This window comes from Halobacteriovorax sp. (assembly GCF_048381875.1).
Taxonomy (GTDB): Bacteria; Bdellovibrionota; Bacteriovoracia; order Bacteriovoracales; family Bacteriovoracaceae; genus Halobacteriovorax_A; species Halobacteriovorax_A vibrionivorans.
Genome location: NZ_JBLXBP010000003.1, coordinates 481,435 through 506,016 on the forward strand (window position 1 = coordinate 481,435; position 24,582 = coordinate 506,016).

Annotated in this window: 25 protein-coding genes; 15 read left to right on the forward strand and 10 right to left on the reverse strand. The window is 37.1% G+C overall.

Annotated elements, in window-relative coordinates; genetic code table 11:
- The first annotated feature begins 39 nt into the window (after positions 1 to 39).
- Positions 40 to 882: an OmpA/MotB family protein gene (locus tag ACN5L8_RS10740; RefSeq protein ID WP_419173018.1), complete on the forward strand. Its 843-nt coding sequence runs from the start codon at positions 40 to 42 to the stop codon at positions 880 to 882.
- Positions 857 to 1,768, forward strand: a complete 912-nt coding sequence (locus ACN5L8_RS10745; RefSeq protein ID WP_419173019.1) for a pseudouridine synthase family protein — start codon at positions 857 to 859, stop codon at positions 1,766 to 1,768. The genes ACN5L8_RS10740 and ACN5L8_RS10745 overlap by 26 nt, the downstream gene beginning before the upstream one ends.
- Here ACN5L8_RS10745 and ACN5L8_RS10750 read toward each other — a convergent pair.
- On the reverse strand, positions 1,718 to 2,218 hold the full coding sequence (locus ACN5L8_RS10750; protein ID WP_120405299.1) for a hypothetical protein: 501 nt from the start codon (positions 2,216 to 2,218) through the stop codon (positions 1,718 to 1,720). The two genes, ACN5L8_RS10745 and ACN5L8_RS10750, sit on opposite strands and share 51 nt — an antisense overlap.
- Positions 2,219 to 2,308: 90 nt before the next feature.
- Between ACN5L8_RS10750 and ACN5L8_RS10755 the strand changes: the two genes are divergently transcribed.
- Genes ACN5L8_RS10755 through ACN5L8_RS10770 form a run of 4 tightly spaced genes read left to right on the forward strand, consistent with a single transcriptional unit; the run spans position 2,309 to position 5,193 of the window.
- Entirely contained in the window at positions 2,309 to 3,094 is a 786-nt protein-coding gene (locus ACN5L8_RS10755; protein ID WP_114705463.1) for a WYL domain-containing protein, read from the forward strand.
- Positions 3,095 to 3,106: 12 nt separating this feature from the next.
- A complete protein-coding gene (locus ACN5L8_RS10760; protein ID WP_114705462.1) occupies positions 3,107 to 3,697 on the forward strand; it encodes a septation protein IspZ in 591 nt (196 codons plus the stop codon).
- Positions 3,684 to 4,430: a protein kinase domain-containing protein gene (locus tag ACN5L8_RS10765; protein WP_114705461.1), complete on the forward strand. Its 747-nt coding sequence runs from the start codon at positions 3,684 to 3,686 to the stop codon at positions 4,428 to 4,430. Before ACN5L8_RS10760 ends, ACN5L8_RS10765 begins: the two co-directional genes overlap by 14 nt.
- Complete coding sequence (locus tag ACN5L8_RS10770) at positions 4,420 to 5,193, forward strand: PP2C family protein-serine/threonine phosphatase (protein ID WP_419173020.1); 774 nt, start codon at positions 4,420 to 4,422, stop codon at positions 5,191 to 5,193. The genes ACN5L8_RS10765 and ACN5L8_RS10770 overlap by 11 nt, the downstream gene beginning before the upstream one ends.
- Here ACN5L8_RS10770 and pheA read toward each other — a convergent pair.
- From pheA to ACN5L8_RS10800, 6 genes are all read right to left on the reverse strand, one after another.
- Complete coding sequence (gene pheA, locus ACN5L8_RS10775; protein ID WP_419173021.1) at positions 5,190 to 6,011, reverse strand: prephenate dehydratase; 822 nt, start codon at positions 6,009 to 6,011, stop codon at positions 5,190 to 5,192. The genes ACN5L8_RS10770 and pheA overlap by 4 nt on opposite strands.
- The gene (locus ACN5L8_RS10780) at positions 6,008 to 6,739 is read right to left on the reverse strand and encodes a prephenate dehydrogenase/arogenate dehydrogenase family protein (protein WP_114705458.1); all 732 of its coding nucleotides are present in this window, start codon (positions 6,737 to 6,739) and stop codon (positions 6,008 to 6,010) included. Before ACN5L8_RS10780 ends, pheA begins: the two co-directional genes overlap by 4 nt.
- Entirely contained in the window at positions 6,739 to 7,896 is a 1,158-nt protein-coding gene (locus ACN5L8_RS10785) for a pyridoxal phosphate-dependent aminotransferase (protein ID WP_419173022.1), read from the reverse strand. Before ACN5L8_RS10785 ends, ACN5L8_RS10780 begins: the two co-directional genes overlap by 1 nt.
- A gap of 29 nt (positions 7,897 to 7,925) precedes the next feature.
- Positions 7,926 to 9,017 carry a chorismate mutase gene (locus tag ACN5L8_RS10790; protein WP_199506600.1) on the reverse strand — a complete coding sequence of 364 codons (1,092 nt, stop codon included), beginning with the start codon at positions 9,015 to 9,017 and terminating at the stop codon, positions 7,926 to 7,928.
- 233 nt (positions 9,018 to 9,250) lie between these two features.
- Positions 9,251 to 9,688 (reverse strand): 6-carboxytetrahydropterin synthase, encoded by a 438-nt coding sequence (locus ACN5L8_RS10795; protein ID WP_120405293.1) that lies wholly within the window; start codon positions 9,686 to 9,688, stop codon positions 9,251 to 9,253.
- 76 nt (positions 9,689 to 9,764) lie between these two features.
- Positions 9,765 to 10,343, reverse strand: a complete 579-nt coding sequence (locus ACN5L8_RS10800; protein WP_334678086.1) for a hypothetical protein — start codon at positions 10,341 to 10,343, stop codon at positions 9,765 to 9,767.
- On the opposite strand from ACN5L8_RS10800, the gene ACN5L8_RS10805 reads away from it, so the two are divergent.
- The 5 genes from ACN5L8_RS10805 to ACN5L8_RS10825 all read left to right on the forward strand — a co-directional run bounded on the left by ACN5L8_RS10805 (position 10,342) and on the right by ACN5L8_RS10825 (position 15,159).
- Positions 10,342 to 12,669, forward strand: a complete 2,328-nt coding sequence (locus ACN5L8_RS10805; RefSeq protein ID WP_419173023.1) for a DNA polymerase II — start codon at positions 10,342 to 10,344, stop codon at positions 12,667 to 12,669. The genes ACN5L8_RS10800 and ACN5L8_RS10805 overlap by 2 nt on opposite strands.
- Entirely contained in the window at positions 12,666 to 12,947 is a 282-nt protein-coding gene (locus tag ACN5L8_RS10810; protein ID WP_114705452.1) for a hypothetical protein, read from the forward strand. Before ACN5L8_RS10805 ends, ACN5L8_RS10810 begins: the two co-directional genes overlap by 4 nt.
- 79 nt (positions 12,948 to 13,026) lie before the next feature.
- A complete protein-coding gene (locus tag ACN5L8_RS10815) occupies positions 13,027 to 13,251 on the forward strand; it encodes a YggT family protein (protein ID WP_158536736.1) in 225 nt (74 codons plus the stop codon).
- Positions 13,252 to 13,326: 75 nt separating this feature from the next.
- A complete protein-coding gene (locus ACN5L8_RS10820) occupies positions 13,327 to 14,154 on the forward strand; it encodes a hypothetical protein (RefSeq protein WP_419173024.1) in 828 nt (275 codons plus the stop codon).
- Positions 14,155 to 14,295: 141 nt separating this feature from the next.
- Positions 14,296 to 15,159, forward strand: a complete 864-nt coding sequence (locus ACN5L8_RS10825) for an FtsB family cell division protein (RefSeq protein WP_419173025.1) — start codon at positions 14,296 to 14,298, stop codon at positions 15,157 to 15,159.
- Here the strand turns inward: ACN5L8_RS10825 and ACN5L8_RS10830 are convergent.
- On the reverse strand, positions 15,104 to 15,628 hold the full coding sequence (locus ACN5L8_RS10830; protein ID WP_114705448.1) for a DUF192 domain-containing protein: 525 nt from the start codon (positions 15,626 to 15,628) through the stop codon (positions 15,104 to 15,106). The two genes, ACN5L8_RS10825 and ACN5L8_RS10830, sit on opposite strands and share 56 nt — an antisense overlap.
- Before the next feature lie 30 nt (positions 15,629 to 15,658).
- Here ACN5L8_RS10830 and aspS point away from each other — a divergent pair, with 30 nt between their 5' ends.
- The 4 genes from aspS (at position 15,659) to ACN5L8_RS10850 (ending at position 20,983) form a co-directional block, all read left to right on the forward strand.
- Entirely contained in the window at positions 15,659 to 17,458 is a 1,800-nt protein-coding gene (aspS, locus tag ACN5L8_RS10835; RefSeq protein WP_419173026.1) for an aspartate--tRNA ligase, read from the forward strand.
- A gap of 52 nt (positions 17,459 to 17,510) precedes the next feature.
- Complete coding sequence (locus tag ACN5L8_RS10840) at positions 17,511 to 18,971, forward strand: SLC13 family permease (RefSeq protein ID WP_114705447.1); 1,461 nt, start codon at positions 17,511 to 17,513, stop codon at positions 18,969 to 18,971.
- Positions 18,972 to 19,045: 74 nt separating this feature from the next.
- Complete coding sequence (locus ACN5L8_RS10845; protein ID WP_419173027.1) at positions 19,046 to 20,581, forward strand: hypothetical protein; 1,536 nt, start codon at positions 19,046 to 19,048, stop codon at positions 20,579 to 20,581.
- Positions 20,582 to 20,629: 48 nt separating this feature from the next.
- Positions 20,630 to 20,983, forward strand: a complete 354-nt coding sequence (locus ACN5L8_RS10850) for a hypothetical protein (protein WP_419173028.1) — start codon at positions 20,630 to 20,632, stop codon at positions 20,981 to 20,983.
- Positions 20,984 to 21,172: 189 nt separating this feature from the next.
- Here the strand turns inward: ACN5L8_RS10850 and ACN5L8_RS10855 are convergent, their stop codons facing one another.
- Together ACN5L8_RS10855 and mutS are read right to left on the reverse strand one after the other, a co-directional pair.
- Positions 21,173 to 21,769: an RDD family protein gene (locus tag ACN5L8_RS10855; protein ID WP_114705445.1), complete on the reverse strand. Its 597-nt coding sequence runs from the start codon at positions 21,767 to 21,769 to the stop codon at positions 21,173 to 21,175.
- 87 nt (positions 21,770 to 21,856) lie between these two features.
- A complete protein-coding gene (mutS, locus tag ACN5L8_RS10860; protein ID WP_419173029.1) occupies positions 21,857 to 24,571 on the reverse strand; it encodes a DNA mismatch repair protein MutS in 2,715 nt (904 codons plus the stop codon).
- Positions 24,572 to 24,582: the final 11 nt, after the last annotated feature.

Here is a 24,582-nt window from a genome sequence, read left to right on the forward strand (position 1 = left end):
GAGGATTAAATACGAATTTGGTGATCAAGGAGTAAGACCATGGCAGATGAAAGTGCTGCAGCAGTAGATGAAGGAAATGTAAAATGTCCACCGTGTGAAGAGGGTTTACCGGGGTGGATGGCCACGTTCTCCGATCTGGTTACACTTCTACTGACATTCTTCGTACTTCTATTATCGTTTGCAAAGACAGAAACAGCAAAGTATGAAGCCGCTCTAGGTTCGATTCGTAATGCCTTTGGAGGTAACGTTCTTCAACAAGGTGAAGTTATCCAAAAAGGTAAGTCTCCAGATAATTTTCCAACAATGATGGAATCTCAAACTCCTATCCGTCCTTTTCCAATTGAGTTTCTAACGATGGAAGGGATCCTTGATAAGCATGAAATCAATCGCGGCTCAGATGAGAGCCTTAAGAATATGCGCTATGACCTTAAAGAGTTTAACCTCAATGAAAACGTCACTGTGTATGAGCAAGCTGAGGGCATTGCCGTTCGACTTAAAGATAAGATTTATTTTAAGCGAGGCTCAGTTGAAATTGATTCAAATAAAATAGCGGTTTCAAGTTATCAGAGAATGATAAATCTTCTTAAAAAGAGGAATTGGAAGGTCTTTGTTATTGGGCATGCCGCTCGCGGTGAAGTCTCTCGAGATGGAAAAAGTGATGCTTTAGAGCTGTCTTCAGCAAGAGCAACGGCCGTAACAAAATCACTCATTAGGCGTGGTGTCGCACCAGAGAGAATCTCAACAGTATTCTATGGTGATACACGTTTAACTGATCTTCCAGGTCGTTCTCAAATGGAAGTTGATCGTGAAAATCGCAAGGTTGTCTTCTTAATTAGAAAACGTGACCTTGAAGACAATGGCCATAAAGTCGATGCACAATAAGAATTTCTGTAATCTAAATGCAAAAAATACTTTAAAGGAGTTTCTCAAAGAGGAGCTCCTTTTATCTAATAAGGCCATTAAGACCTCATATATTTCTAAGAATGCTCTTCAATCCTCACTTAAGGAAAAAGGTGAGCTCTACCTTCCACATGATCTTCTAAATCGCTCTCTTGTAAACCCAATTTATCATGGGCCAGAAATTGAAGTGATTGAAGAAAATGATATTTTCATTGTTGTTAATAAGCCTCATGGAATCCATGGACATCCAATGGATTATAGCGAAACCAATACAGTTTTAAACTTTATGAGAAAGAGATTCAATCTTTCAAGCCTTGGTAAGAAGGGGGGAGATTATGAAAAGGGCCTACTTTATCGCTTAGATCAATTAACAAGTGGTGTGCTAATTTACATAAAAGATGAGCTTATTCACCAAAACCTTAGGGACTCTTTTGGACAGATTGCAAAGGAGAAGACCTACCTTGCAATTGTTAATGGTAAAGTTGAAGAAGAATTAAAATTAGAAGATCGACTCATCTCCTCAGGAGTAAAAGGTGAGAAGATGATTATTAGTGAAGCTGGTAGTGAAGCAAGTCTAAAGCTTCGTCCTCTTTATTATCATGAAAGCAAGGATCTTAGTCTTGTGGAAGTCAGTTTATATGAAGGTCATCGTCATCAAATACGTGTTCAACTTTCAAATGCAGGCTTTCCAATTGTAGGGGACCCTATTTATAACGATAATTATCAAAGTGGAGATAAGCGTCTTTATCTTCATGCCTATCAATATTGCTTAGAGGTAAATGGCCACTTGTCTTGTTTTAAAGCAAAAACAGCTGATTTATTCTGTGATCTCTTGGACTTGAATAGTCTGGTGGATGTGGCGAGCTAAGTTATTCTTATTCTTAAGTGTAGCAAGTTTTACAACATATTTTCCTTCAGAAATCGAAGAGAGGACCATCTTTGGGTGAACTAATTTGACGACAACCATCATTGTTCTCTCAAGGCTTTCTGGTAGAGCGTACTTTGCAATAGAGATATAAGAATTTGCCAACGCCTTGTACATTTCCTTACGTAGAATCTCTTTATCTTCGATATTTTCTGGAATAACTTTTACGTCTGCTGGAATCGTTACTTCTAAATTATTATCATTACATCTTAGAGTCCAAGAAGGGTGAAGGTACTTGTCTAGGCGCACCTTTACTGAGCGACAAGACGTCGCCTTCATGCTTTGGGCCCTTTGCTCAAACATGTTGTTGTCTCTAAGCTGAAATAAAAATAAAATAAAAATTAAGATTCCAAAGCCTAGCACTGGATTTTTTAGTAATGATTTCAGTACCATGGCCTTATTATCTCATTAATTTCTATAAAAATCACTAAAGGAAATCATGGCCATATCCGATAAATATAGTAGGTTATTTAAGGAGCTGTAATGACGTCATTTTCGTCTATTGAAGATCAAAATTTTTGGAATATCCTATTCCATTTAGAAGAAATCAGAAAGCCAGTGGACCTTGTGTCTTTCTTGAGAAAAAACGAAATAAATCGTGATGAGTTTTATCTTTTCTATGAGAAATCTCACTTCTACGGACTGGCAATTGACCTTCGTCCAAAGAATGAAGAATTTCTTCTTATGCCACTTTCTTGGCGTCGTGATTATGGAGATATTCTTCTACAAAATAATGGTCACCGTGAATTGATTAAAGATATTCAAGCTGCATCAAAAGATGGGAGGGTTTGTGAATTCAAATTCCTGGACCAGTCAAAGAAGAAAGTTCGTCCATGGCGAGTTGTTCTTTCCCAAAATCTTTATAAGGTAATTAGTGAGGATGTTCAGACTAAGCAATTGATCACAATTGATATGAATGAGGTGGAGGATATTGAATTCCAGGAATTCGATTATCGCTCTCTCTATTCTCGCTTTGAGATAGAGGAGTATATTAATGCCTTAAGGCATATTGATGGTAGTGACCAACGTCTCGTTCTTAAGGTTGAATATGGATTTGAAATTCCACCGATAAGTAATCTGATTTTTCTTGGTCATCCTTATTCCACGACCAATCAATATGGAGAGTTAATTTGGGCAGCGTCAGTTGAGAAGTCTCTCTACCTTTTTGATTGGCTTTATTCTATGCGTGATAATATTGAGATCCTTGAACCAAGTGATCTTCGCGATGAATTTGAGGAGTTTTGCCAGAAAAGAAAAAACGTCGCATAATTCAAATTAATTATGAAAAAGAATAACTTATTTCTAATCTCGTTTTTGCCTGCACTGCTTTATTGGTATCTGGAGGAGACGCAAACAGTAGAGATCGCCATTATTGGTGGGCTATCCCTTGCTATTTTAGAAATCGCTTTTGAAAAGATATTCTTTAAACATATCCACTCAATTTCAAAACTAAACTTTGTGATTATCTTGATTTTGGGGCCAATTTCTTTAATTGGAAAAGATGGAGTGTGGTTTAAACTTCAACCATTCTTTACTGGAATATTTCTTTCTTCATTCTTGATATTTAATTTAAAAAGAGGAAAGAGTTTGATGCTTACGATGATGAAGGACATGGAGAAAAAAGTCCCCATGCCTGAATTTATTATGGAAAAAATAGAATATCATCTAGCATTCTTTTTGCTAATTAATGGTATTTTTATGGGATACTTAGCAATCTATGAAACAACTTCGACTTGGGCATTCTTCAAGTCTATCGGCTTCTATTTGGTGTTTCTTGTTTTCTTAGTTGCTGAGATCTTTGTTATTAGAAAATTATTTAAGAAATATATGTTAGAGAAAATGAATTTTGGAGAGCAGTATGGCGAGCATTAAGAAAAAAGATATGATCGAGTCATTTGATCTTGCTCCTGGGCGAAGAATCGCTAGCCGCTATATTGTTGTTGAAAGACTTGGTGCTGGATATGAAGGTGAAGTCTATAAAGTTAGAGAAAAGCACACTAATATCATCCGAGCTGTTAAAATATATTTTCCACAAAGAAATGAAAAATTTAAAGTTAGCACTCGTAGTGCCTTAAAACTTGAAAAACTTATGTATAGTCCAATTGTCATGGACTGCTTATCTCACGAAATCATTACACTTAAGAGTCAGAAGGTCGCTTGTCTTGTTTCAGAATTTATTGAAGGGGAGATGCTAGATGACTTTATTAAGAAACAAAGAGGAAAGCGCTTAGACGTTTTCTCTGCAATTCACTTACTTTATTCCATTGTTTGTGGTGTCGAGTCCATTCACCTTGAAGGTGAGTATCACGGAGACCTCCACACTGAAAATATCATCATTCGCCGCTTCGGTTTAGAGTTTGATCTTAAGATCATTGACCTTCACCATTGGGGTGATTCAAAAAAAGAGAATCGGGATGAAGATATTATTAAAATCATTCGCATCTTCTATGATATTCTAGGAGGGCAAAAGCATTACAAAAAGTTATCACCTTCCATCAAGTACATTATTTGTGGACTTAAAAGAGGGATGATCTTAAAACGATTTAAAAATATACGAATGCTTCGTTCTCACTTAGAAACAATGGATTGGTCGGATGCCATTTAAGAAGATTATCTGTGATATTAACGAATTTGAAAGTGATCTCTTTGATTTTGGAGATTACCGAATTGGTTATTTTATTTCTCGTCATAAATACAAAGAGGGAACAGAGCAAAATGAAGACTCTCTTTTTATAAGTGGGGATGAGAAGTCTTTCGTATTTGGTGTTGCTGACGGTGCTGGTGGCCATCCTCGAGGACGAGATGCTTCCGTCGCCATCAGTGAAGAGATATCAAAGTATAGCGCAAACACTAGTAGCCTTGATTTAATAGAGGCCGCTAATCAAAAAGTTAATGATCTAAAGGCCGGTGCACGTGCTACATTGGCATTTGCTGAAATCAAAGATGATAATATCAGATTCTATCACGTGGGCGATTCTGAGATTCTTTATTGGAATGCTCATGGAAATGAACTCTATACTTCGACTCCACATTCAGGAGTAGGGCATATGGTTAAGGCCGGAGTCCTTGGGCAAGAGGAGTCCTTAAGCCATCCTGAAAGAAATTACGTTAATAATCTTATGGGTGATGATCTTATTAAAATTGAGTCAACTTCATCGTCTATTATGAAAAAAGGGCACACTGTACTTATCGGTAGTGATGGACTCTTTGATAATATTCCCCACGACACACTTACTGAGCTTATTGGTCAAGGTGGCTTTGACAAATCTTTTGAGGATCTCGTTAACTTCTGTAAAACTCAAACTGAAGATAAGTGGCTTAAGTTTGATGACACATCATTTGTCGTTATAAGAAAAGTTAAGGCCTAAAAAGAACCAGCAGGGTAGCTTCCAAGAATCTTAATATCATTTGCATCACGCTTTAATTCCTTAAGGCATTCTTGCACCTTCTTATCATGAAGGGCACCCATGAAATCAACATAGAAGATATACTTAAAAGGTTGATGGGGAATAGGGCGAGACTCAAGTTTTGTCAGGTTGATATTATAACTTGCAAAGACTTGAAGGCATCCAAGAAGTGCTCCAGGATGGTGCTTTGTTGTAAAAGCGATCGATGTCTTTTCTTTTCCAATTCCTGTTGGAATATTTTTCTCTTTTACAAAAATTAGAAAACGAGTGTAATTATCCGCTTCATCTTGGATCTTTTCTTGAATGATATTTAGTCCGTAATAGTCGGCGCAAAGACGAGAGCCAACACAGGCTTCTGTTTCCGATTTTGAATCAGAGATAATTTTTGCAGAACCTGCTGTATCAAATTCGGCAACAGGCTTTAGCTTCTTTTCTTTGAAGAAGCCGTGGCATTGTGCCAAGGCAATCGGGTGCGAATAGACAGCTTTGATTTTTTCTGTCTCCACACCCGGATTTGCCATGAGGCAATGATTAATTTCTAGATAGAGTTCGCCAATGGCAAAGAAGTCATGTTTAAAAATTAAATCCATATTGATATCGACATTGCCGACAATACTATTTTCTATAGGCAAGATGGCACAGGCGACGTCTTCGTCTTCTAGTGCTTGGCAGACATCTTCACTTAGGGCAATACCAATAGCTTCAACATCTTTTCCAAAATATTTATAAAGGGCCTCTTCTGAATAAGATCCTTTCGTTCCTTGAAAAGCTACTTTCAATCTTCTAACCTTTTAATCACTTTATTAAAAGAAGCGAGGAATTCTTCTCTCGTTTCCTTGGCGTATTTATTATGTTCATTCATATCTGCAAATAACTCCCAAGAGTCATTTTCAACGGTTTTTAGAATTTTAAGAAGTCTACGATATCCTTTTGTATCGATGGCAAGCTTCTTAGCATCCATATCCATCAATGTTCTTCCTATCATGTGAGTGAGTAGAAGAGAGTGGGAGATTTGTTTATCGTGCTCACTTGCTGTTGTTTCTATAACTTTAATTCCATGAAAGCGCATGAACGCACAAATCTTTTGATAGAGTTTGTCCTCAATTCGTACCGGACAAACAGCAATCTTTGTTCCAAATAGGGTTTCTCCTGCTGAGTCTGGCCCAAACATTGGGTGAGTTGCAAGGATACTCACTGATTCAGGAAGATGCTTTTTCATAACTTCAACGGGCATCTCCTTAACAGAACATACGTCCACAAGGAGAGCATCTTTTGAAAGTTTTGGAGCTATTTCTTTTATTACTGATTCAAATTTATTCATTGGAACAAATGGTATAACGATTGGATTCTTACAGACTTCATCTAGAGACTTGAAGCGGCATCCCAGTGCTTCAACTTCCTCTTTTACGTCTTGGTTAATATCGTAAACCTCAACTGTAAAATCTTCTTCGAGGTATTTTGATATTAATTTACCTAGTCGTCCAAAACCAATTATACCAACTTTCATTATGCTAAAACCTTTTGAATTTTTTCATAAGCTAATTCGATTCGCTCTACTGTATCAGTAAAGGCAAGACGAATATAATTATCCATACCAAAGAATTTTCCTGGAACAAGAGCAACACCTGCTTCTTCAATGAGCTTTTGCACCATCTCCATCGAGTCCTTAACAAGGCCTTTTTCAATATAAGGAGTTATGTCTAGAAATAGATAAAACGCCCCTTGAGGTTCATTTGTTTTAAATAATTGTGAAAAGAGCTTAAAGGCTACATCTCTTCTTTCTTTCATCGTTGATAACATCTCTCCAATGATTTCCTCTTGGTGCTTAATTGCATTAACCGCTCCAAGTTGAGTGAAGGAAGGGATATTTCCACAAAGATGGCCCTGGAAACTATCAACTTTCTTTATGAAGTCTTCATGAGCAACCATATAGCCTACGCGAAATCCAGTCATACAAAATGTCTTTGAAAAGCTTTGGATTGATACGGATCTCTTGGCGATTTCTTCACCAAGCATAAGAGGTGAGATGAATTCTGTGTCGTAAGTGAGACTTTCATAGGCCTCATCACTTACTAACATGAGATCGTGCTCGACACATAATTTCCCTAACTCAGTTAGTTCTTGTCTTGTATAAACGACTCCTGAAGGATTATTAGGTGTGTTGATATAGATTGCTTTTGTCTTTTTAGAAATTGCTTTTTTAATAGCGTTAATATCTAAGTGAAAATTCTCTTTTGAATTAACAAAGACTGATTCACCACCGGCAAGCTTAATACTTTCTGGAATTGTTACCCAATATGGAATAGGAACAATGACTTCATCTCCGTCATTAAGAATTGATTGAAAGGTGTTGAAAATAATCTGCTTTGATCCGTTACCCACGAGAATATTTTCTTGATGAATATCAGTTTTACAACGCATGTTGAAGTATCCTGCAATGGCCGAACGAAGTTCTGGCTCACCACGAACGTAGGAGTACCTTGTCTTTCCGGCTTTTAGGGCCTCATAAATTGCTTCAAGAATACTCTCGCGAGGAGAGAAGTCGGGCTCGCCAACATTGAGGCCAATAATATCTCTACCTTGATTTCTAAGGTTTGTTATTTGTGCTGCAACCTGGATACTTCCAGACGGAGCAATTCCGTTTACTCGATCAGATACTTTCATAATTTGATTATAACACCTATCTATATGAACTAAGATTCTTTTTTAAAATCATTCATCATGCGTGTTTGTTCTCTAACTGATTCAGTGTGAATTGCATGGTAGAGTTCTTCAACAAATCTTGGGTCGAGAGAAAATTTCTTACCCTTTTCAAGGCGGTCTTTCATAAGAGCATCCATTCTTCCTACTTGAAGTGGAGTTACATTATTTTCACTCTTAAGCTTTCCAATTTGCTTAACAATATTCATACGCATATGCATCATCTCTAGAATATCATTATCAACTTGATCGATCTTATTTCTAAGTTTATTTAGCTCATCTTCAAAACCATCATTCAGGCCAATAGCATCTCTTACTTGTAGGTGAGTGATAATATCGTGAAGCATTTTTGGAGTTACCTGTTGAGCGGCATCACTTAGTGCTTTTTCCGGTGTAATATGTGTTTCAACCATCACACCATCCATATTCATATCCATGGCCTTCTGACAAACTTCTCCAATCAGATTGCGATTCCCAGCAATGTGAGAAGGGTCACAAATAATTGGAAGCTCTGGCATTAGTCTTTTAAGTTCAATAGGAATTGCCCAGTAAGGCTTATTTCTATACTTCGTTTTTTCAGCACTTGAAAAACCTCTGTGAATGGCAGCTAGTTTATCAAGGCCTACTGCTGAAAATCTTTCAATAGCACCCATCCAAAGTGCAAGGTCTAAGTTGATTGGGTTCTTTACCATAACTGGAATATCAACACCTCTTAGGGCATCAGCAATTTCTTGTACGGCAAATGGTGAAACTGTTGTACGAGCACCAATCCAAAGAATATCAACGTTATGTTTTAAGGCAAGTTCAACGTGTGAAGCGTTTGCAACTTCTGTTGTAATAGGAATCCCAAAGTCTTTCTTTACTCGCTCCATCCAAGGAAGCCCAACAAGGCCTACACCTTCAAATGTATTTGGGCGAGTTCTTGGTTTCCAAATTCCTGCACGAAAGGCATCAACTTTTCCGTTGGCAACTAGCTCTTTGGCGATCTGATAAACCTGCTCCTCACTTTCAGCCGAACATGGTCCTGCAATAACGAGTGGTCTTTCTTTTATATCCATCCAAGAGTTTAGTGGCGCAATTTTCATAACTTTGATCCTTTCTTTTTTAGTCAACTATATATTACTCGTAGCAATATAATTCAAGTGTCTTCGATACTTTATCTCATCGAAAACACCTTAATATTTCTTAATTTTTCATTTTTTAAAGAAAATCAATGGAATTATTTGCTGATCGTGCTCATGTTTACTTTAGGTATTACTTTAGGTACACGGTCCCAGAAATCACTTTAGGAACCGCGTACTTAAAATTAATATTTGAATTATGGAAGATAGACTGCGGAATTTTTTTCGTTCTCTTTAACTTCAAGGCGAGAGATCCAAACGCGACCGTCTGTTTTCTTCTTGATTAGCTCGCTCATTTTTTCATAAACGTACTGAGCTGTTCCTTCCATTCCTGCATTTGGAAGAACGCGAAGTTGAACAACTCCAGCTTCATCGAGCTTCTTAAATTCTTCCATAAATGGATCATCTTGTGATGCCAGGAAAGTGTGGTCAAACATATCATCAAGCCATGCCTTCACATCTTTAAGATCACCAAAGTCCATTACCCACATTTCTTTTGTTAGCTCGGAACATTCAAATTCAAAGTGAAATGATCTTGAGTATCCGTGAACAAAGCGGCAGTGAGATTCTGCTTTCCACTGACGGTGAGTACATGGGAATCCGTAAAAGTGTTTTGTTGATTTAAAAGTGGCCATAATTATCTCCGTTTAAGTGCAACAACATTAGCATATTTGAGATAATCATGGCCACTTTAATAGCCTGAGGGAGAGGCTATAACTTGATAGTTTTTAAGTCTTCATTAATTTCCTTAGAGGCCTTCTTTGTGAAGATGAGAGTAGGGGCATACTTAAAGGCCAAACCAAGGACTAAGAGAGTTTGGATAATGAAGATGTTTCGATTTGTGTCGGGTCCTCCTTGTAATGCACTAGTGTCAGAAGCCGACGGGAACCAACGTAGTGCGATGAAAAGCAACGCTGTCGGCAAGAGCATATTGACACATCCATTGTAAACACGTTCCTTAGCGTTTTTAGGGGGATTAATAAATTCATTAACAAGGGTTAGGGCCAAGGAACAGAGGGCCAATAAGCCGAATACCACAGGCATTGCAGCGTTTTGGAATACTTGGATCGAAAGCAGGGACAAAACGCCAAGAAACATATAGCTAAGTAAGCGATACTTCTTGCCTTTTTGACCCTTTTCCGAAAAGTAGTCCACGAGAAAAACTAAATTAAATAGTGTAAATACGATTGTTATTGTCATGCCCTGCATATCGGGGAGATGACGAATCACTAAACTTAAGAAATGTATAAAAAAAGACAAATCAGATTTAATAGGATAGTGTATTTTCATGACGGAAATCATTCATTGCCAAGGCTTTATTCTTCAAGACCAAATTATTGATCGCAACGATCATATGGAGTTAGTCTATTGGGTTAAGACTCCAGAGGATGTTGTTAAAGTTATTATCACAACTGAAAAACCTCTGTTCTTTATCGAGTCTGATGTGAAACTGAATATGAGTTTTCAAGGAGAGAGAAGAAAACTTGGCCTTAAGGCCTTCAATGGCCGAACGGTTGATGGAATTTATTTCAATAAACACAAAGACCTTCTCGATACACGTGAGCATTTTCATAAAAACGGTATTCGTACTTATGAAAGTGATGTTAGACCAAATGAGCGCTTTCTTATGGAGAGATTCATAAATGGTGAAGTTATGCTTCAAGGTCCATGTCAAAAGATCGGTAAAACTCGTGTCTTTACCAATCCACAAATTAAAGCATTAACTGATCAGCATCAGATACCAAAGTTTAATATCATGTCCATTGATATTGAAACGAGTATGGGAGATGATCTCTATTCAATTGCTATCCATCAAATCGGTGAGGCTGAGTATAAGAAAGTCTATATGCTTGATGAGTCTCGAACATATACAAATGATGAGCTAACTCATTTCTATGGGAGTGAGAAAGAATTATTGAATGCATTTATTAATGAATTTCCAACATACGATCCAGACTTTATTGTGGGGTGGCATGTTGTTGGATTTGACTTAAACTTTCTTGATCGAAAATGCCAAAAACTAGGCTTAAGATTAAACCTCGGCCGTGATGGCTCTCAAGTTCGTTTACGTGAAAGAAAAGGGGCCGGCTGGTTTTCTACAATAGCTGGACGCCAAGTTATTGATGGCCCTCCAACATTAAGATCGGCCTTTTACTCATTTGAAAATTTTAAACTCGATACAGTTGCAAGTGAAGTTCTGGGAACGAATAAAGATATCTCTGCGACGGGAATGGAGAAAGTCGAAGAGATCACAAGACGTTTTAATGAAGATAAGCATGCCTTAGCAAAGTATAATATTCTCGATTGTACACTCGTTTTAGATATCTATGAAAAATTACAAATCTATGATCATCTCTTTCGTCGTGTTCAATATAGCGGGATGCTAATTGATCGACTTGCCAGTTCAACTCGATCTTTTGATCACTTATACTTACCACGCTTACATCGTAAAGGATTTATCGCCGGTAATACTTTAGATATTGATAAAGAAAGTGCATCTCTTGGTGGACTTGTGATTGAAGGAACAAAGGGATTACACGAGCACGTTGTCGTCTTAGATTTTAAATCTCTTTATCCAACAATAATTAAAACATTTAAAATCGATCCTCTTTCTCGTTTAAGAGGAGATGTTAATGGAACACGTTTAAAGAATGGTGTTTCATTTTCAAAAACAGAACATATTCTACCTGAACAGATCGATTACCTCTTAGGTCAAAGAGAGATTGCAAAGCATCGCCAAGATAAGAACCTTTCTCAAGCCGTTAAGATTCTTATGAATTCATTCTACGGTGTTATGGGCTCTGGTGGATGTCGTTTTTATCATGCTGATCTTGCCACTTCAATTACTTCAACTGGCCAGTGGTTACTTAATGAATCCATGAATCATGCTAGAAGTTTGGGCTATGAGGTTGTCTATGGTGATACTGATTCTATCTTTGTTAAATTAAAATTCTTAGATGTTTCTCAAAAAGATAAAGCAGCTAACTCTCTTGCGAGGAAAATTACTAATCATCTTGCAGAATTGATTAAAAGAGAATTCAATGTGGAATCATTCCTAGAGATGGAATACGAGAAGTATTTTAAAAAGCTTTTTATTCCGGGGATGAGGGGATCTGAGCAAGGAGCTAAAAAACGCTATGCTGGATTGCTTGGTAATGATGAATTACACTTTTCTGGAATGGAGTTTGTTCGCTCGGATTGGACAAAGGCCGCAAAGAATTTTCAATTTGAAATTTATAAAATGTTCTTTAAAGACGAATCACTTAATGAATATATTAAGAGTTATGTGAATGACTTAAAGAATGGAATTTATGATCAGGATCTTGTTTATTCCAAGAGACTATCAAAAGATATCAGTGAATACACAAAGTCGAACCCTCCTCATGTAAAAGCTGCAAAACTTTTAAAAGAGAAGGAGCCAGATAAAGATATCCGTCAAATCAGTTACTTGATGACGTTACACGGGCCAGTACCAATTGATTTATCACCTCGTGATATTGATTATCAGCACTATATCGATAAACAACTATCTCCAGTCGCAACGGATGTGCTAAGATTTATGGGTATCTCCTTTGACGATATTGTCATGGGATCACAAATGAGTTTATTTGAATGATGAAACGATATAAGAAGAATTGGACATTTTTTGGCGTCTTCTTTCTCCTCTTGGGTGGAAGTTATGTTCTTTTTAAAAGAGATATCTTTCTCTATGTTTGTGAGAATGAAAATAATGCTCCAGCATGCTTCTTATTATCTGATCTTTATCATCAAGATGGACTCGCGGCCAAGTCACAAAAATATCTTGAGCTTTCTTGTCAGAATAAGTACGAAATTGCTTGTACTAAGCTTAATAAAGCACCTAAAGAAGCTTTAAGCTCTCCAATTGTTAAATAGTTTTAGGTTTTATCTTTTGCTTGTGCTTGAACTTTTTTAGGAAGTTCTATATTCTAATTGCCAATCAAGGGGATTAATTTTGATTCGCACACTAATCGATATTTACATTTTTATTCTTATCATCGATGTCATCATTTCTTATATTCCACAATATAAATCTCATCCTGTTGCCATTAGAATTAAACAGATCTCAGATTATACTTGTGGCCCTGTGAGAAGAATGTTGCCAGAGATGGATATTCCATTCGATATCTCTCCAATGATTGTTATTCTCGTTTTAAAGATTTTTGTCGCAATTTTTTAACGCGTCCAAATTCTTGCCAACACGTAGCAAAACCCTTTAGACTATAAAGTATATGTATTACCTACGGAGGGGTTGGTGCACAACGAGTTTGATTTTCTCACACAAGAGACATTTAACCTTAATACACAAGACGAAATTTTAGCAGACGACGATTTTAGAAATGAGTTTTTATTCGGCCACTCGTCTGAACAAATAAATAAAGAAGTTCAAAAACAAGATTATCCGCAAACTTGTGGACTCGTTTTTAATATCGTTAAAAGTAGCTCAACTTTTAGTCTACGTGGAGTGATCACAGATAATATCAGTGATACTTTTGAGGCGGCTTTAATTGGTGATACTGCGACCTTAAAAGCTCTACGTATCGACCAAGATGAAGTTACTAAGTCTCTTTATTATGAAGTTGATAACCTTGACCTTGCTCAGGTTATTTTTGATCAGGTATTCAATAAGAGATTCCCATTAGAAGAAGATCTCATTTGTAATATCTCTGACCCTGGTTTTAGCTGGTGGTATCAAAGAAGTGACGATGCGATTCGCATCAATTTCAAAAGTCATAAACTTGAAGGAAATGGCCAGCGCTTAAAGCTTGGGCCAATTGGTGATGTATGCATTGCTAGCATCTTATTTTCTCGTTTAGAGAAATATCTTGAGAGTAAAATGTCCTTTCTTGAATACAATGTTTCAGAAAAGCATTTTATTATTAAGCCAAAAGATCGCTTTCACCGAGTATTTGACGAATTATCAGCACTATTTGAAGAAGGTGAGTTAGATCGTGATGCTCACATCTTAAAAGGGCTTGATGGCACTTTGAACCTCTACTTAAAAGAATTAGCTACAATTCGTAAGTTTTGGCTTCGTGTAGAATCACTTAATACGGATCAAGGATTTAATTTACTGTCATAATGGCCGAAAGCTTTTGACGGTGCGTCACGAGAAGATTTCCTACGGAAAAAGACTTGTGTCATTTTTTGAAACGCATTAAAATATTGATATTGGGAAAAAAAGTGTTCATGAGGAATGCTTAGCAAAAAACAGGATGTAAGTTTGCAATTTTCACTAGGAAGGAACCGTGGTCCAGCGTCGTCTGGTGCCTCTACAAATTCAACTAGTTCAAATCAGTCTAATTCGAGAAGTGCGGCGATGCAAAAAGCAATCGAGCGCAATCGTGCAAAGATGCAAAGACGTCAAAGTGATGCAGGTTCTCCACCTCCAACACCAGGAAGTCGACCATCTCCTCAATCACGTATGCAAGCCAGTGCTGCGAGTGAAGCACCTAAATCTTCTGGTTCATCAGTTTTAGCAAAGCTTAGAGAGCAGAGAATGGCAAAAGAAGCTCAAGCTTCAGCGGCCGGAGCAAGAAGAGTATCAATGTCTGCTCCGTCTTCATCTGCAAGGCCATCAACAACTGCATCAGCAGCAACAAGAAAACCAATTACTGATTCAAATAATATCGAAATGTCTTCACCACTTAGAAAGAAGACCACAGCACCGGCCGCGCCGACTTATGCACAACAATCAGAAGCTAAATCTTTAACGAAACCAAAAGCTAAAGTTTCAGCAAAGAGAAAAGTTAAGTCAAAGTCGAGAAAGAAAGGCGAGGTAACGAGCTGGGGTGTTAAGCTTTGTTGGGGATTTTGTCTATTCCTATTAGGTCGCTTAATTTTTTCTCAAGGTGGCGTTATTGAATACTTTGATAAGAAATCTACTCTTGATCAAGCCTATCATGAGGCCCATCTCTTAAAAGAAGAGAATGCGGGACTTATGAAGGAGCTAGAATTAATTCGCACAAATAATAAGTATAAGAAGAAGCTTGTTCGCGATCACTTAGGTTATATCGCACGTGATGAGTATCTTATTCTATTCCCAGAGAATTCAGAAACTTCTGTGAGAGGGCTTTCTTCCATTTAAGTTGGGAGCCCTTCGTTATCTTCAATTTCTTTGCCATTCCAGCATGTAATTCTAAGACAAATTGGCTTTGATAAGGCTTTGTTATTGGAATCTTCTTAGGGTTTTCTCGGCCCGGGTAATGAGGAAGAGTTTCAATGGCCACAACTTTAAAATTCTTATCGAGAAAAATAATATCTAAGTCAAAGAATGTATTTGGCATCCAAAACTTTAGTGGCATCATTCGACGATAAACAAAGAGTAAACCTTCGTCTTCTTTCATGGCCTCTGATTTGAGTCCACTTAGTCCTTGGCGTTTCTCTTTTTCGCTTACGGCCCAGGATACCTTAATTTCTTTCTTACTAGGCGTGATCATCGTGTTTACACCCCATTTTTTATTGATAAATTGAGCATGACTAGGTGTGGCGTAAAACAAAACGACTGAGTAGAAAAAAATACTGAGAATATGTGTAGAATTTGCTATAAATTTCATACACAAAAACTATATATCAAGAGGATTAGCATGTCACAGATTAAGGGTTTGATGAGAACTCACAATTTAGGAGAATTAAGGGCCGAAGACATCGGAAAGATTGTAACACTATGCGGTTGGGTAAATAAGAACCGCGACCTAGGTGGACTTACTTTTATCGATTTAAGAGATAAGTTTGGTTTAACTCAGCTTAACTTTACAAATTTCAAAGGCGACGTTGATCTTCTTAAAAAGTGTCACCTCGAATCAGTTATTATGATTAAAGGTGAAGTGGCAAAGCGTCCAGAAGAAGCTTTAAATAAGAATATGCCAACAGGTGAAGTTGAAGTCCATGTTGAAGAATTAGAAGTTCTATCAGAGTGTGATATTAACAATATTCCATTTCTTCCATATGGAGCGACTGAAGCAACAGAAGATAATAAGCTTAAGTATCGCTACCTTGATCTAAGAACAAAGAAGCTTCAAGATATTTTAAAACTACGTTCTAAGATTACTTTAGACGTTAGAAATACAATGCACGAAAACGACTTTATTGAAGTTGAAACTCCAATTCTATATAAGTCGACTCCTGAAGGTGCTCGTGACTATGTTGTTCCATCTCGTGTTCATCCAGGTCATGTTTATGCACTTCCACAGTCACCACAAACACTAAAGCAACTTCTTATGATTGGTGGAACTGATAAGTACTTCCAAATCTGTAAGTGTTTCCGTGATGAGGATCTTCGAGCTGACCGTCAGCCAGAATTTACTCAAGTGGATATTGAAGTTTCTTTTGCGACAGAAGAGTACATGAAGAATCTTGCAACAGATCTAATGAAAAATATTTTTGAATTAGAATCAGATTATGAGATTCCTGTAATGAATTATAACGATGCCATGAGAGATTATGGTTCTGATAAGCCAGATGTTCGTTTCGGTCTTAAGCAACATGTTGTTTCTGATCTTTTTAAAGAAACTGAATTTGGTGTTTTTAAAAATGCTATTGAATCTGGTGGAATGGTTAAGGCCATGTTCGTTCCTGCAACGATGGGAACTTTCTCACGTAAGATCCTTGATGGTTTTGTAAATATTGTTAAGCCATTTGGTGGAAAAGGTGTTGCCTTCTTTAAAGTTGAAGAGGGGAAAGCATCTGGTGGTATCTCTAAGTTTATCACTGATGATGTACTAGCTTCTCTATCAAGTCTTTCAGACCTTGATGGTGATGCAAAGTCTGGTACATGGTTATTCTTTGCTGATAAGGAAGAGATTGTTCACGACAGTGCGGATGCTCTACGTCGCCACCTTGGACAAGAGCTTAAGCTTATTGAAAATAGTGATAAGAAATATGCTTTCTTATGGGTAAATGACTTCCCATGCTTTGAAGCTGATGAAGAAAGATTATACGCAAAACACCATCCATTTACTTCTCCAAAGTTAAGTGAAATGGATAAGTTTATGAATGAAGAAATCAGCGTGAAAAACGAAGTTCTAAAGAATCTTCCTGCTCAAGCATATGACCTCGTTTGTAATGGTTACGAGCTAGGTGGTGGATCGATTAGAATTCACAATGGTGCTGTTCAAGAGAGAATGTTTGAAGTTCTTGGAATGAGTGAAGAAGAAGTTGAAAAGCAATTTAGCTTCTTTGTTAATGCACTTAAATATGGAACTCCTCCGCACGGTGGGATTGCTCTAGGGCTTGATCGTATCACAATGGTAAAGGCAGGAACTGACAATATCCGTGACGTAATTGCATTTCCAAAAACAACGACAGCAAGTGATATGATGTCGAATGCTCCTTCTGTTCCTTCAAAAGAGCAGACTGATGAATTACACTTTAGTTTCTTAAAATAATCCAATATTCCTCCTGTTGCTAATGCGGCAGGAGGATACTTAAGAAGACTCTATGATTAAAAGCTTATATGATGAATTTAGAACTGAGTGGAAGAATAACACTGCTAAGTCAGTCATCTTTCAGTTCTTAGGCATCATTGCTTTCTTTCTTGTCTATACTTCAAATTTACCTTTAGAAGAAAATGCTAAAAAATTCTTAGCAATCTTTTCTTATGTTGTCGTTCAGTGGCTACTTTCAAGTACTACTTTATTTATATCAGGTCTTATGGGAGTTGCTCTAACAGTTTTACTTGGAGTTATATCTTTTGAGGAAGCCTTTAGTAGTTTTAGCTCTCCAATAATCTTTCTCTTTATGGGAGGTTTTCTCTTAGCTCGCGCGATGGAGAAATTAGGATTAGATCGAAAAATTTCGATTGCAATATTAAGTTCAAAGTTTATCAATGGAAGTTTTAATCGAACACTTGCGGTAATTATCGTTGTAACTGCTACTTTTTCAATGTGGGTTTCAAACTCCGCAACAGCAGCTATGATGATCTCGATAGCTTTTGGTATCTTAAAGTCATTTAAAGTGAAAGAGGATATTACAAAACAGTATTTTCTTTTAATTATTGGCTATGCAGCCACTGTTGGGGGAATGGCAACGCCAATAGGTTCACCCCCAAATCTCATTACGATGGGTTTATTAGAGCAGCATACAGGGCAGAGCTTAACATTTTGGGATTGGTTTAAATACGGTTTGCCTTTAAGTTGTGGTTTCATGTTGATTTTATTTCTTTATGCCAAGAGTAAAATTACAGAGTCCATACCTAAGGTTGATAAGAAGGATCTCATTCTAAGCTTAGGAAAGGACCATAAGATTTCAAATAATGAATTTCGTTTAATGGCCATTTTCTCATTAACGGTTTTCTTTTGGTTTGCTCCAACTATTGCAACTTTTGTTCTTGGTAAGGCCAATGCTTTAACCATCTATTTGCATAAGTATGTGACACCGGCCATGGTTGCTATCATCGCATCGTGTTCACTCTTTATGTTTCCAATCTATAGTAAGACAAAGCTATTGGAACAAGAAGACATTAAAAAAATAGATTGGGGAACTTTATTACTTTTTGCTTCAGGTCTTTCCCTTGGGACAACTCTTTTTAAAACTGGAATTGCAGAGTATGTTGGAAATAATATCATTACAATATTTAGTAACTTTAGTTTTTCAGTTATTCTAATTTTTATTGTGGCCATTACAATTCTTTTAACTGAGTTAGTAAGTAATACGGCCGCTGCAAATATTCTTGTTCCGATTTTAATTGCGGCTGCAGCAAAAGTTGGTTTTTCAACAACAACCGCAGCTTTTGTCATTGCTTTCAGTTGCAATATGGCCTTTATGCTTCCTGTAGCGACTCCGCCAAATGCTATCGTTTATGGAACAGGCCTCGTTTCAATGAAGAAAATGATAGGATTTGGTGCAATCTTAAACCTGATCGCTTTTGTCGTCCTTTGTGCCATCGTTGCATTCTTCTAAGGTTAATATTTCCTTTTAATTTAGTTTTTCTCTGATTATTAAAATGACCAAAGAATTTTGTCGAAAAGCGCAGTATGAAAGCACTTAATCTATCGATTCTTATTCATTTTTCATTAAATTCTCTTGCCTTTGATGGTTTATTTGAAGACCTTTCAGAGATGGCCGACTGTGTAGAATGTGTCATTATGGAAGGTGCAAATGAGGGCCAAGGAGGAGGCTATCCGAGTGGAGGCTTTTCTGGCGGAGGATTCCCAACTACTTCTGGTGGCGGTATGGGTGGGGGAGTTTTTGGAAGCGGTATGGGTGGTTACGGCGTTGGAATCACTAACGAGCTAACTCCAAAGAAAAAGAAGGAGATTGCAAAGCAATTTGCAATGAACCAACTTCAATATCATATTGGCAATTCTGATAAAGACACTATTAATCTGGATGAATACTTCAATAGTGTTGATCCTGAAAATGAGTTAAAACGACAAGATCGCGAAGAAATTGTTGCTGATTTAATTAGTCGCTCGACAACTCCTTTCTACGAATATGATTCTAAAACAGGAGTTGGAAGTTATACCGTTAGCCCAAATATCGATCGTCTAATCAGATCAAGTCAGGCAACGGGATATATTGTTTCTGATGAGTCCTATAAAGATCGTGAACTTGCTCAAGCTTATATTAATTATCAAGGTGATGTAGACGGTCTAGTTAAATACTTAAAAGATAATTTCTCCGGAGAGAAATTGGCCGAAGCGGCCAATCAATATGCTATGTATACTGGTGTGGATAGTAGCGGCAATTTGACTGATGGTTACTATAAATTAATGAAACTCTCGTTAGAAGAAGGGGAGTTATCTAATGATAAAGTGATGAATTTAATCAGACATGAAATTACGACCAGGGCCTTAGGTGGAAAACCAACACCACTTTCAGGTCTAATTGAGAAACATATTGATGTTACTGAGTCTTTTCGTAATAACTTCGGCGATAACCTCGCTTGTGAGTATGCAAAAGGTGTTTATCTAAACACTAATAAGTGGAAGGAAGAAAGTAGTGCCATGCTACCAAATGGTGCAAGCTCATATCTTCAAATGAATTATGAACAAGAAGAAATGATTAAAAAGCTCAAAGAAAGAGCAGTTGTTAATAATGTAAATATGATGTCTCATTATCAGGCACTCGGTGGTAATTTAGAAGTTCCATGTGGAGACGGGAAGTATCCAAAAGACTATTTAAAGATTGCTATGGATGAAGGTCTTCTAAGCTTCATGGAAAAAGAAGAGCTACAAGCATTAGGTGTTTTGGAAGAGGATTGTTATGAGAATGTTTCAAGACTTGATCTTGCAAAACTTTGCGATGCTGCTTCTATTGCATGGATTCTAGAGAGGCAAACAAGTCGAAACCTACGAATGTCAGAGAAAACAAAGGACTCTAATGTTAAACATCACTATATAGAAGGAAGAGATAATTGCAGTATTACAGTACTTGATAATATTGTTAGGCAAAATGGACGAACTGTAGACCGAGAAGTTCAGGTTCTCTTAAATAGTGATGAAGTTATTCTTAAAACAAAAAGTATGGATCAGCTTAAGGCCAGTATTAAAGAGCTTTACGACAAATAGTAAGATCTTTGTTGCACGAAATCATAGGGGCAGATAAAATAGAATATTATGGCCCTAAGTTTAAATAAAACTTTTGAAAAATCTTCAAAATCCAAAATTAAAAAACGTATTGAGAGTTCAGATGAATCTCTTTTGGAGATTATTCTCGATCATAAAGAAGAGCGCTCACGTCGTAAGCAAAAAGGTGAGTTAAAGGCCAATGTAAAAAGGCCATGGGATTCTAAAGATAGTGATCAGAGAGATCTCTTTAAGAGCGATAGTGAAGGCTATAATAAATCAAAAGTCGCATCTAAGTCTGTGATGCAGCCTTATAAAGAATCAAAAACACCTACTTCTGATGAGAAATTAAAGTCTCGCGTTGTTGGGCGCGCCAGTGAAATCTTTTCTGACTTAGACTTTTAGGGGCGCGGGTACCAATGGAGGTTTCAGGTACTTAGCTTACTTATAAGTGCTTAAGCAGCCCTATATAAGTCTCTTTTGATCATTTTATCTTGTGAAAACGATTTAAAACGTAAGTTTAAAGAAAATTATGATGATTTCAATTGGAAATGAGGAGCTAAACTATTGAAAGTTCCATTGGTACCCGCGCCCCTAAGAAACTTCTTCAAAGAGAGCGATTTGTTGTGCTTCTTCAGGAGTTGATACTTCCGCTTGTGCTAAGGCATATTCAAAATCATCCATACATACTACATGAGTGTGAGAGATAAAGTCTTGAACACCTTTTTGATCTTTCCTAACAAAGTTTAAGGCAAGTGGTAGATACGCTAGTAGGCTAGCAAAGACATATCCAATAGAGCGGCCAAAGCAGTCGAGGGCACTTAATTCTTCTGTCATATCTCGTGAGCTAACAACCTTTAGCTTAAAGAAAGCTTTTCCAAGCGTTTGTCCATTTCCTAAGTAATAAGAAAAAAAGAAATAACTAAAGAACATGATCGCCAGGGATAGGTTTGTTGTGTGGGCTTGAAACGTAAACGTCGAAACTCTCGGTGACGTTGAAATATTTGAAACATAATTATTTATAAAAGATAGCCAAACAAATGAAAGGGCCTTATTGGCAAAGACAATAATGTAGAGGTCACAAATAAATGCATATGCTCTTTTTCTAAGCCTATCATTTCGAAGCTTCTTGGCCGCTTTTGATTGTTTATAATGATCGTAAATTTCTGTCAGTTTCTGGTTTGCGCTCATGCCCTACGTATCGGCATCTAGGCATGGGAATAAAAAAAAGGACGTGTTGAACACGTCCTTGGAAAATATTGCTTATTCTATAATTATCTAGCTAAAAGTAATTTGGTCGACTAATTGATGAAGCTTATTAAGTGCTTGAATTGGCGTTAAGTTGTTAATATCCATTTTTGTTAGGTCATCTTCAACTTGTTTTAAATAGTCAGGTACTTCTTGAGTTACTTCAATATTAAAGAAATCAAGTTGCTCACCACATGCAGTCTCATCTTGTCCTAAAAGGGCCTTTGAAATATTTGTTTCTTTCTCCATGCTCTTTAAAACATTTTGAGAACGTTTTAAAACAGAAGGAGGAAGGCCAGCAAGTTTAGCAACGTAGATACCAAATGACTGCGAAGCTGCTTTTTCTATTAGGCGATATAGGAATTTTACATTTCCTTTATGATTTAAAGTTTCTACTGTTAAGTTCTTTGCTTGTGGATAACTATCAGCAAGATCAATTAATTCATGGTAGTGAGTAGCAAAAAGACATAGAGCTTTTGTTTCTTCAATGAAATGTTCAACTAGTGCCCACGCAATAGAAAGGCCATCATAAGTCGATGTTCCTCGTCCAACTTCATCAAGAATGATAAGAGAGTTCTCTGTTGCATGCCTTAGAATCTCAGCTGTTTCGGCCATTTCAACCATGAAAGTTGATTGACCTTTTAAAATATCATCACTTGCACCAAGACGACTAAATAAGAAATCACAGATACTAACTTTTGCATTTTCAGCAGGAACGTATGATCCAATTTGCGTTAGTAATTGAATGATTGCGATTTCACGCATAACTGTTGTCTTACCGGCCATGTTAGGACCAGTGATAAGACCAAAGTATGTTTTTTCATTAAGTTTGAGATCGTGAGGAATAAACTGATCTTTTATAGCAGCTTTAATTAACGGATGCCATGCACCGTGAATATCCATGTCACGGGACTTGTCCGAAATTGTCGGTCTCGAAAATTCTTCATTACGAGCAATCCAAGCAAGTGATTGGAGAGTATCTGTTGTGGACAGAATATTTGCTAGGTTTTGAATAGCATTACTTAGCATTGTGATTTGCTTAATTAGGTTTTTAAAGATTTCTCTTTCTAACTTTTCAAGTTTCTCACGAGCTACCACAACTTCTTTCTCAAATTGAGTTAGTTCTTCTGTTGCATATCGTTCAGAATTAACAAGAGTTTGTCTACGAACAAAGTTTGCAGGAACTTTATCTGTATGAGTTTTTGAAACTTCAATGAAGTATCCAGCAACATTATTTGATTTAATTCTTAGCTTTTGAATTCCTGTCTCTTCACGGTATCGATTTTCAAGCTCAACAAGGGCCTGGGCCGTATTTTGTGAAACTTTAGCAAGGCGATCACGTGTCTTATTTGCACCTTCCTTAATTAAGTTTCCTTTATCGAGGCTTGCACCAATTTCATCATTGATCGTTAACTTAATTTCATTGCGAAGTTCAAAAAGACTTTCTTTTGCTTCTTTATTTAATGTTCCAAAGACATTAGTAGGAAGCTTCTTAAGAGAGTTTAATAGATCTTCATAGACATCAACAGCACTTGCAATATTAAGAAGATCTCCGGCATTTGCACGATTTGTCGCGGCCTTTGCTAGAATTCTTTCTAAGTCGCGTACGTTGTTTAATGACTCACGCGTATCTTGTAGAAGTTCATCATTTTTTAAGAAGTACTCAATTGTATCAAGACGATTTTTAATTTCTGCCTTACTCGTAAGTGGAGATGTGAAAATCGTTTTAAGTTTTCTTGAACCCATTGAAGTCTTTGTCTTATCCATAAAACCAAGGAGAGACTCTTTATAGGTTTCACGAGACTTTGGCAGAATCTCAAGTCCAGTTAGAGTTGGTATCGTCACTTTCATTGAGCCTGTTTCATCACTTAGGCTAAAAGTATGAAGGTGAGAGAATCCTTCGTGGTTTTGAGTTGAACAAATATAATATGAAAGGGCACCAATTGGTTCTAATACCGTTTCATTTTCTTTGATAACTTGGTCACGTTTATAAGTCGGAATTAATTTTTCAATATAGACACTCGAGTACTTTTCTTTAAAGTATTCTTTTGAAAGGTGAGTAACTAGAGTCCCGTTGTGTTCATTTAAAGTCGCAACGTTTTCATACTTATCCCATTGACCTAAGTATGTAAGAAATTCTTTTGGTGCAAGAACACGAAGCTTTTCAATAAAGTCCTCAAAAGTTTCAAGAATAAAACCTTTGAAGAATCCTGTTGTGAAGTCGATTGTGATAATTTCAAAGCGTCCATTTGTTTCATTACAAGCGACAATGAATTGATCTTCTTTTGAGTCGGTCTTATCGAGATCAAAAGGCATCCCTGGAGAAACAACTTGAGTTACTGCACGCTCAACAATTCCCTTTGCTTCTTTTGGATCTTGGACCTGTTCACATATTGCAACTTTTAATCCTTCTTTTGAAAAGCGATCAATATAAGTTGCGGCCGCATGATGTGGGATACCGGCCATTGGAATTTTGTGCTCTCCAAGTTTTCCTCGGTGAGTAAGTGCAATATTTAAAATCTTAGAAGCGTTAATTGCATCTTCAAAGAAAACTTCATAGAAGTCACCCATGCGAAACATTAGCATGTGGTCGCGATATTGGGTTTTGATCTCGTGATACTGGGCCATCATTGGAGTTAGCTTTACTCCTTCGGCCACGATTTTCTCAATCTCTAAAGTCATATTATTGTTTCCCATATGTGTTGTGTATTCCTGAGCGATTAACTCTACCAAATACGCAACCATTGGAAAAGACT

Coding starts and splice junctions, on each gene's coding strand:
- ACN5L8_RS10740 (WP_419173018.1), top strand. CDS start 40: ATGGCAGATGAAAGTGCTGCAGCAGTAGATGAAGGAAATGTAAAATGT.
- ACN5L8_RS10745 (WP_419173019.1), top strand. CDS start 857: ATGGCCATAAAGTCGATGCACAATAAGAATTTCTGTAATCTAAATGCA.
- ACN5L8_RS10750 (WP_120405299.1), bottom strand. CDS start 2,218: ATGGTACTGAAATCATTACTAAAAAATCCAGTGCTAGGCTTTGGAATC.
- ACN5L8_RS10755 (WP_114705463.1), top strand. CDS start 2,309: ATGACGTCATTTTCGTCTATTGAAGATCAAAATTTTTGGAATATCCTA.
- ACN5L8_RS10760 (WP_114705462.1), top strand. CDS start 3,107: ATGAAAAAGAATAACTTATTTCTAATCTCGTTTTTGCCTGCACTGCTT.
- ACN5L8_RS10765 (WP_114705461.1), top strand. CDS start 3,684: ATGGCGAGCATTAAGAAAAAAGATATGATCGAGTCATTTGATCTTGCT.
- ACN5L8_RS10770 (WP_419173020.1), top strand. CDS start 4,420: ATGCCATTTAAGAAGATTATCTGTGATATTAACGAATTTGAAAGTGAT.
- ACN5L8_RS10780 (WP_114705458.1), bottom strand. CDS start 6,739: ATGAAAGTTGGTATAATTGGTTTTGGACGACTAGGTAAATTAATATCA.
- ACN5L8_RS10785 (WP_419173022.1), bottom strand. CDS start 7,896: ATGAAAGTATCTGATCGAGTAAACGGAATTGCTCCGTCTGGAAGTATC.
- ACN5L8_RS10790 (WP_199506600.1), bottom strand. CDS start 9,017: ATGAAAATTGCGCCACTAAACTCTTGGATGGATATAAAAGAAAGACCA.
- ACN5L8_RS10795 (WP_120405293.1), bottom strand. CDS start 9,688: ATGGCCACTTTTAAATCAACAAAACACTTTTACGGATTCCCATGTACT.
- ACN5L8_RS10805 (WP_419173023.1), top strand. CDS start 10,342: ATGACGGAAATCATTCATTGCCAAGGCTTTATTCTTCAAGACCAAATT.
- ACN5L8_RS10800 (WP_334678086.1), bottom strand. CDS start 10,343: ATGAAAATACACTATCCTATTAAATCTGATTTGTCTTTTTTTATACAT.
- ACN5L8_RS10810 (WP_114705452.1), top strand. CDS start 12,666: ATGATGAAACGATATAAGAAGAATTGGACATTTTTTGGCGTCTTCTTT.
- ACN5L8_RS10830 (WP_114705448.1), bottom strand. CDS start 15,628: ATGAAATTTATAGCAAATTCTACACATATTCTCAGTATTTTTTTCTAC.
- aspS (WP_419173026.1), top strand. CDS start 15,659: ATGTCACAGATTAAGGGTTTGATGAGAACTCACAATTTAGGAGAATTA.
- ACN5L8_RS10840 (WP_114705447.1), top strand. CDS start 17,511: ATGATTAAAAGCTTATATGATGAATTTAGAACTGAGTGGAAGAATAAC.
- ACN5L8_RS10845 (WP_419173027.1), top strand. CDS start 19,046: ATGAAAGCACTTAATCTATCGATTCTTATTCATTTTTCATTAAATTCT.
- ACN5L8_RS10850 (WP_419173028.1), top strand. CDS start 20,630: ATGGCCCTAAGTTTAAATAAAACTTTTGAAAAATCTTCAAAATCCAAA.
- ACN5L8_RS10855 (WP_114705445.1), bottom strand. CDS start 21,769: ATGAGCGCAAACCAGAAACTGACAGAAATTTACGATCATTATAAACAA.
- mutS (WP_419173029.1), bottom strand. CDS start 24,571: ATGGTTGCGTATTTGGTAGAGTTAATCGCTCAGGAATACACAACACAT.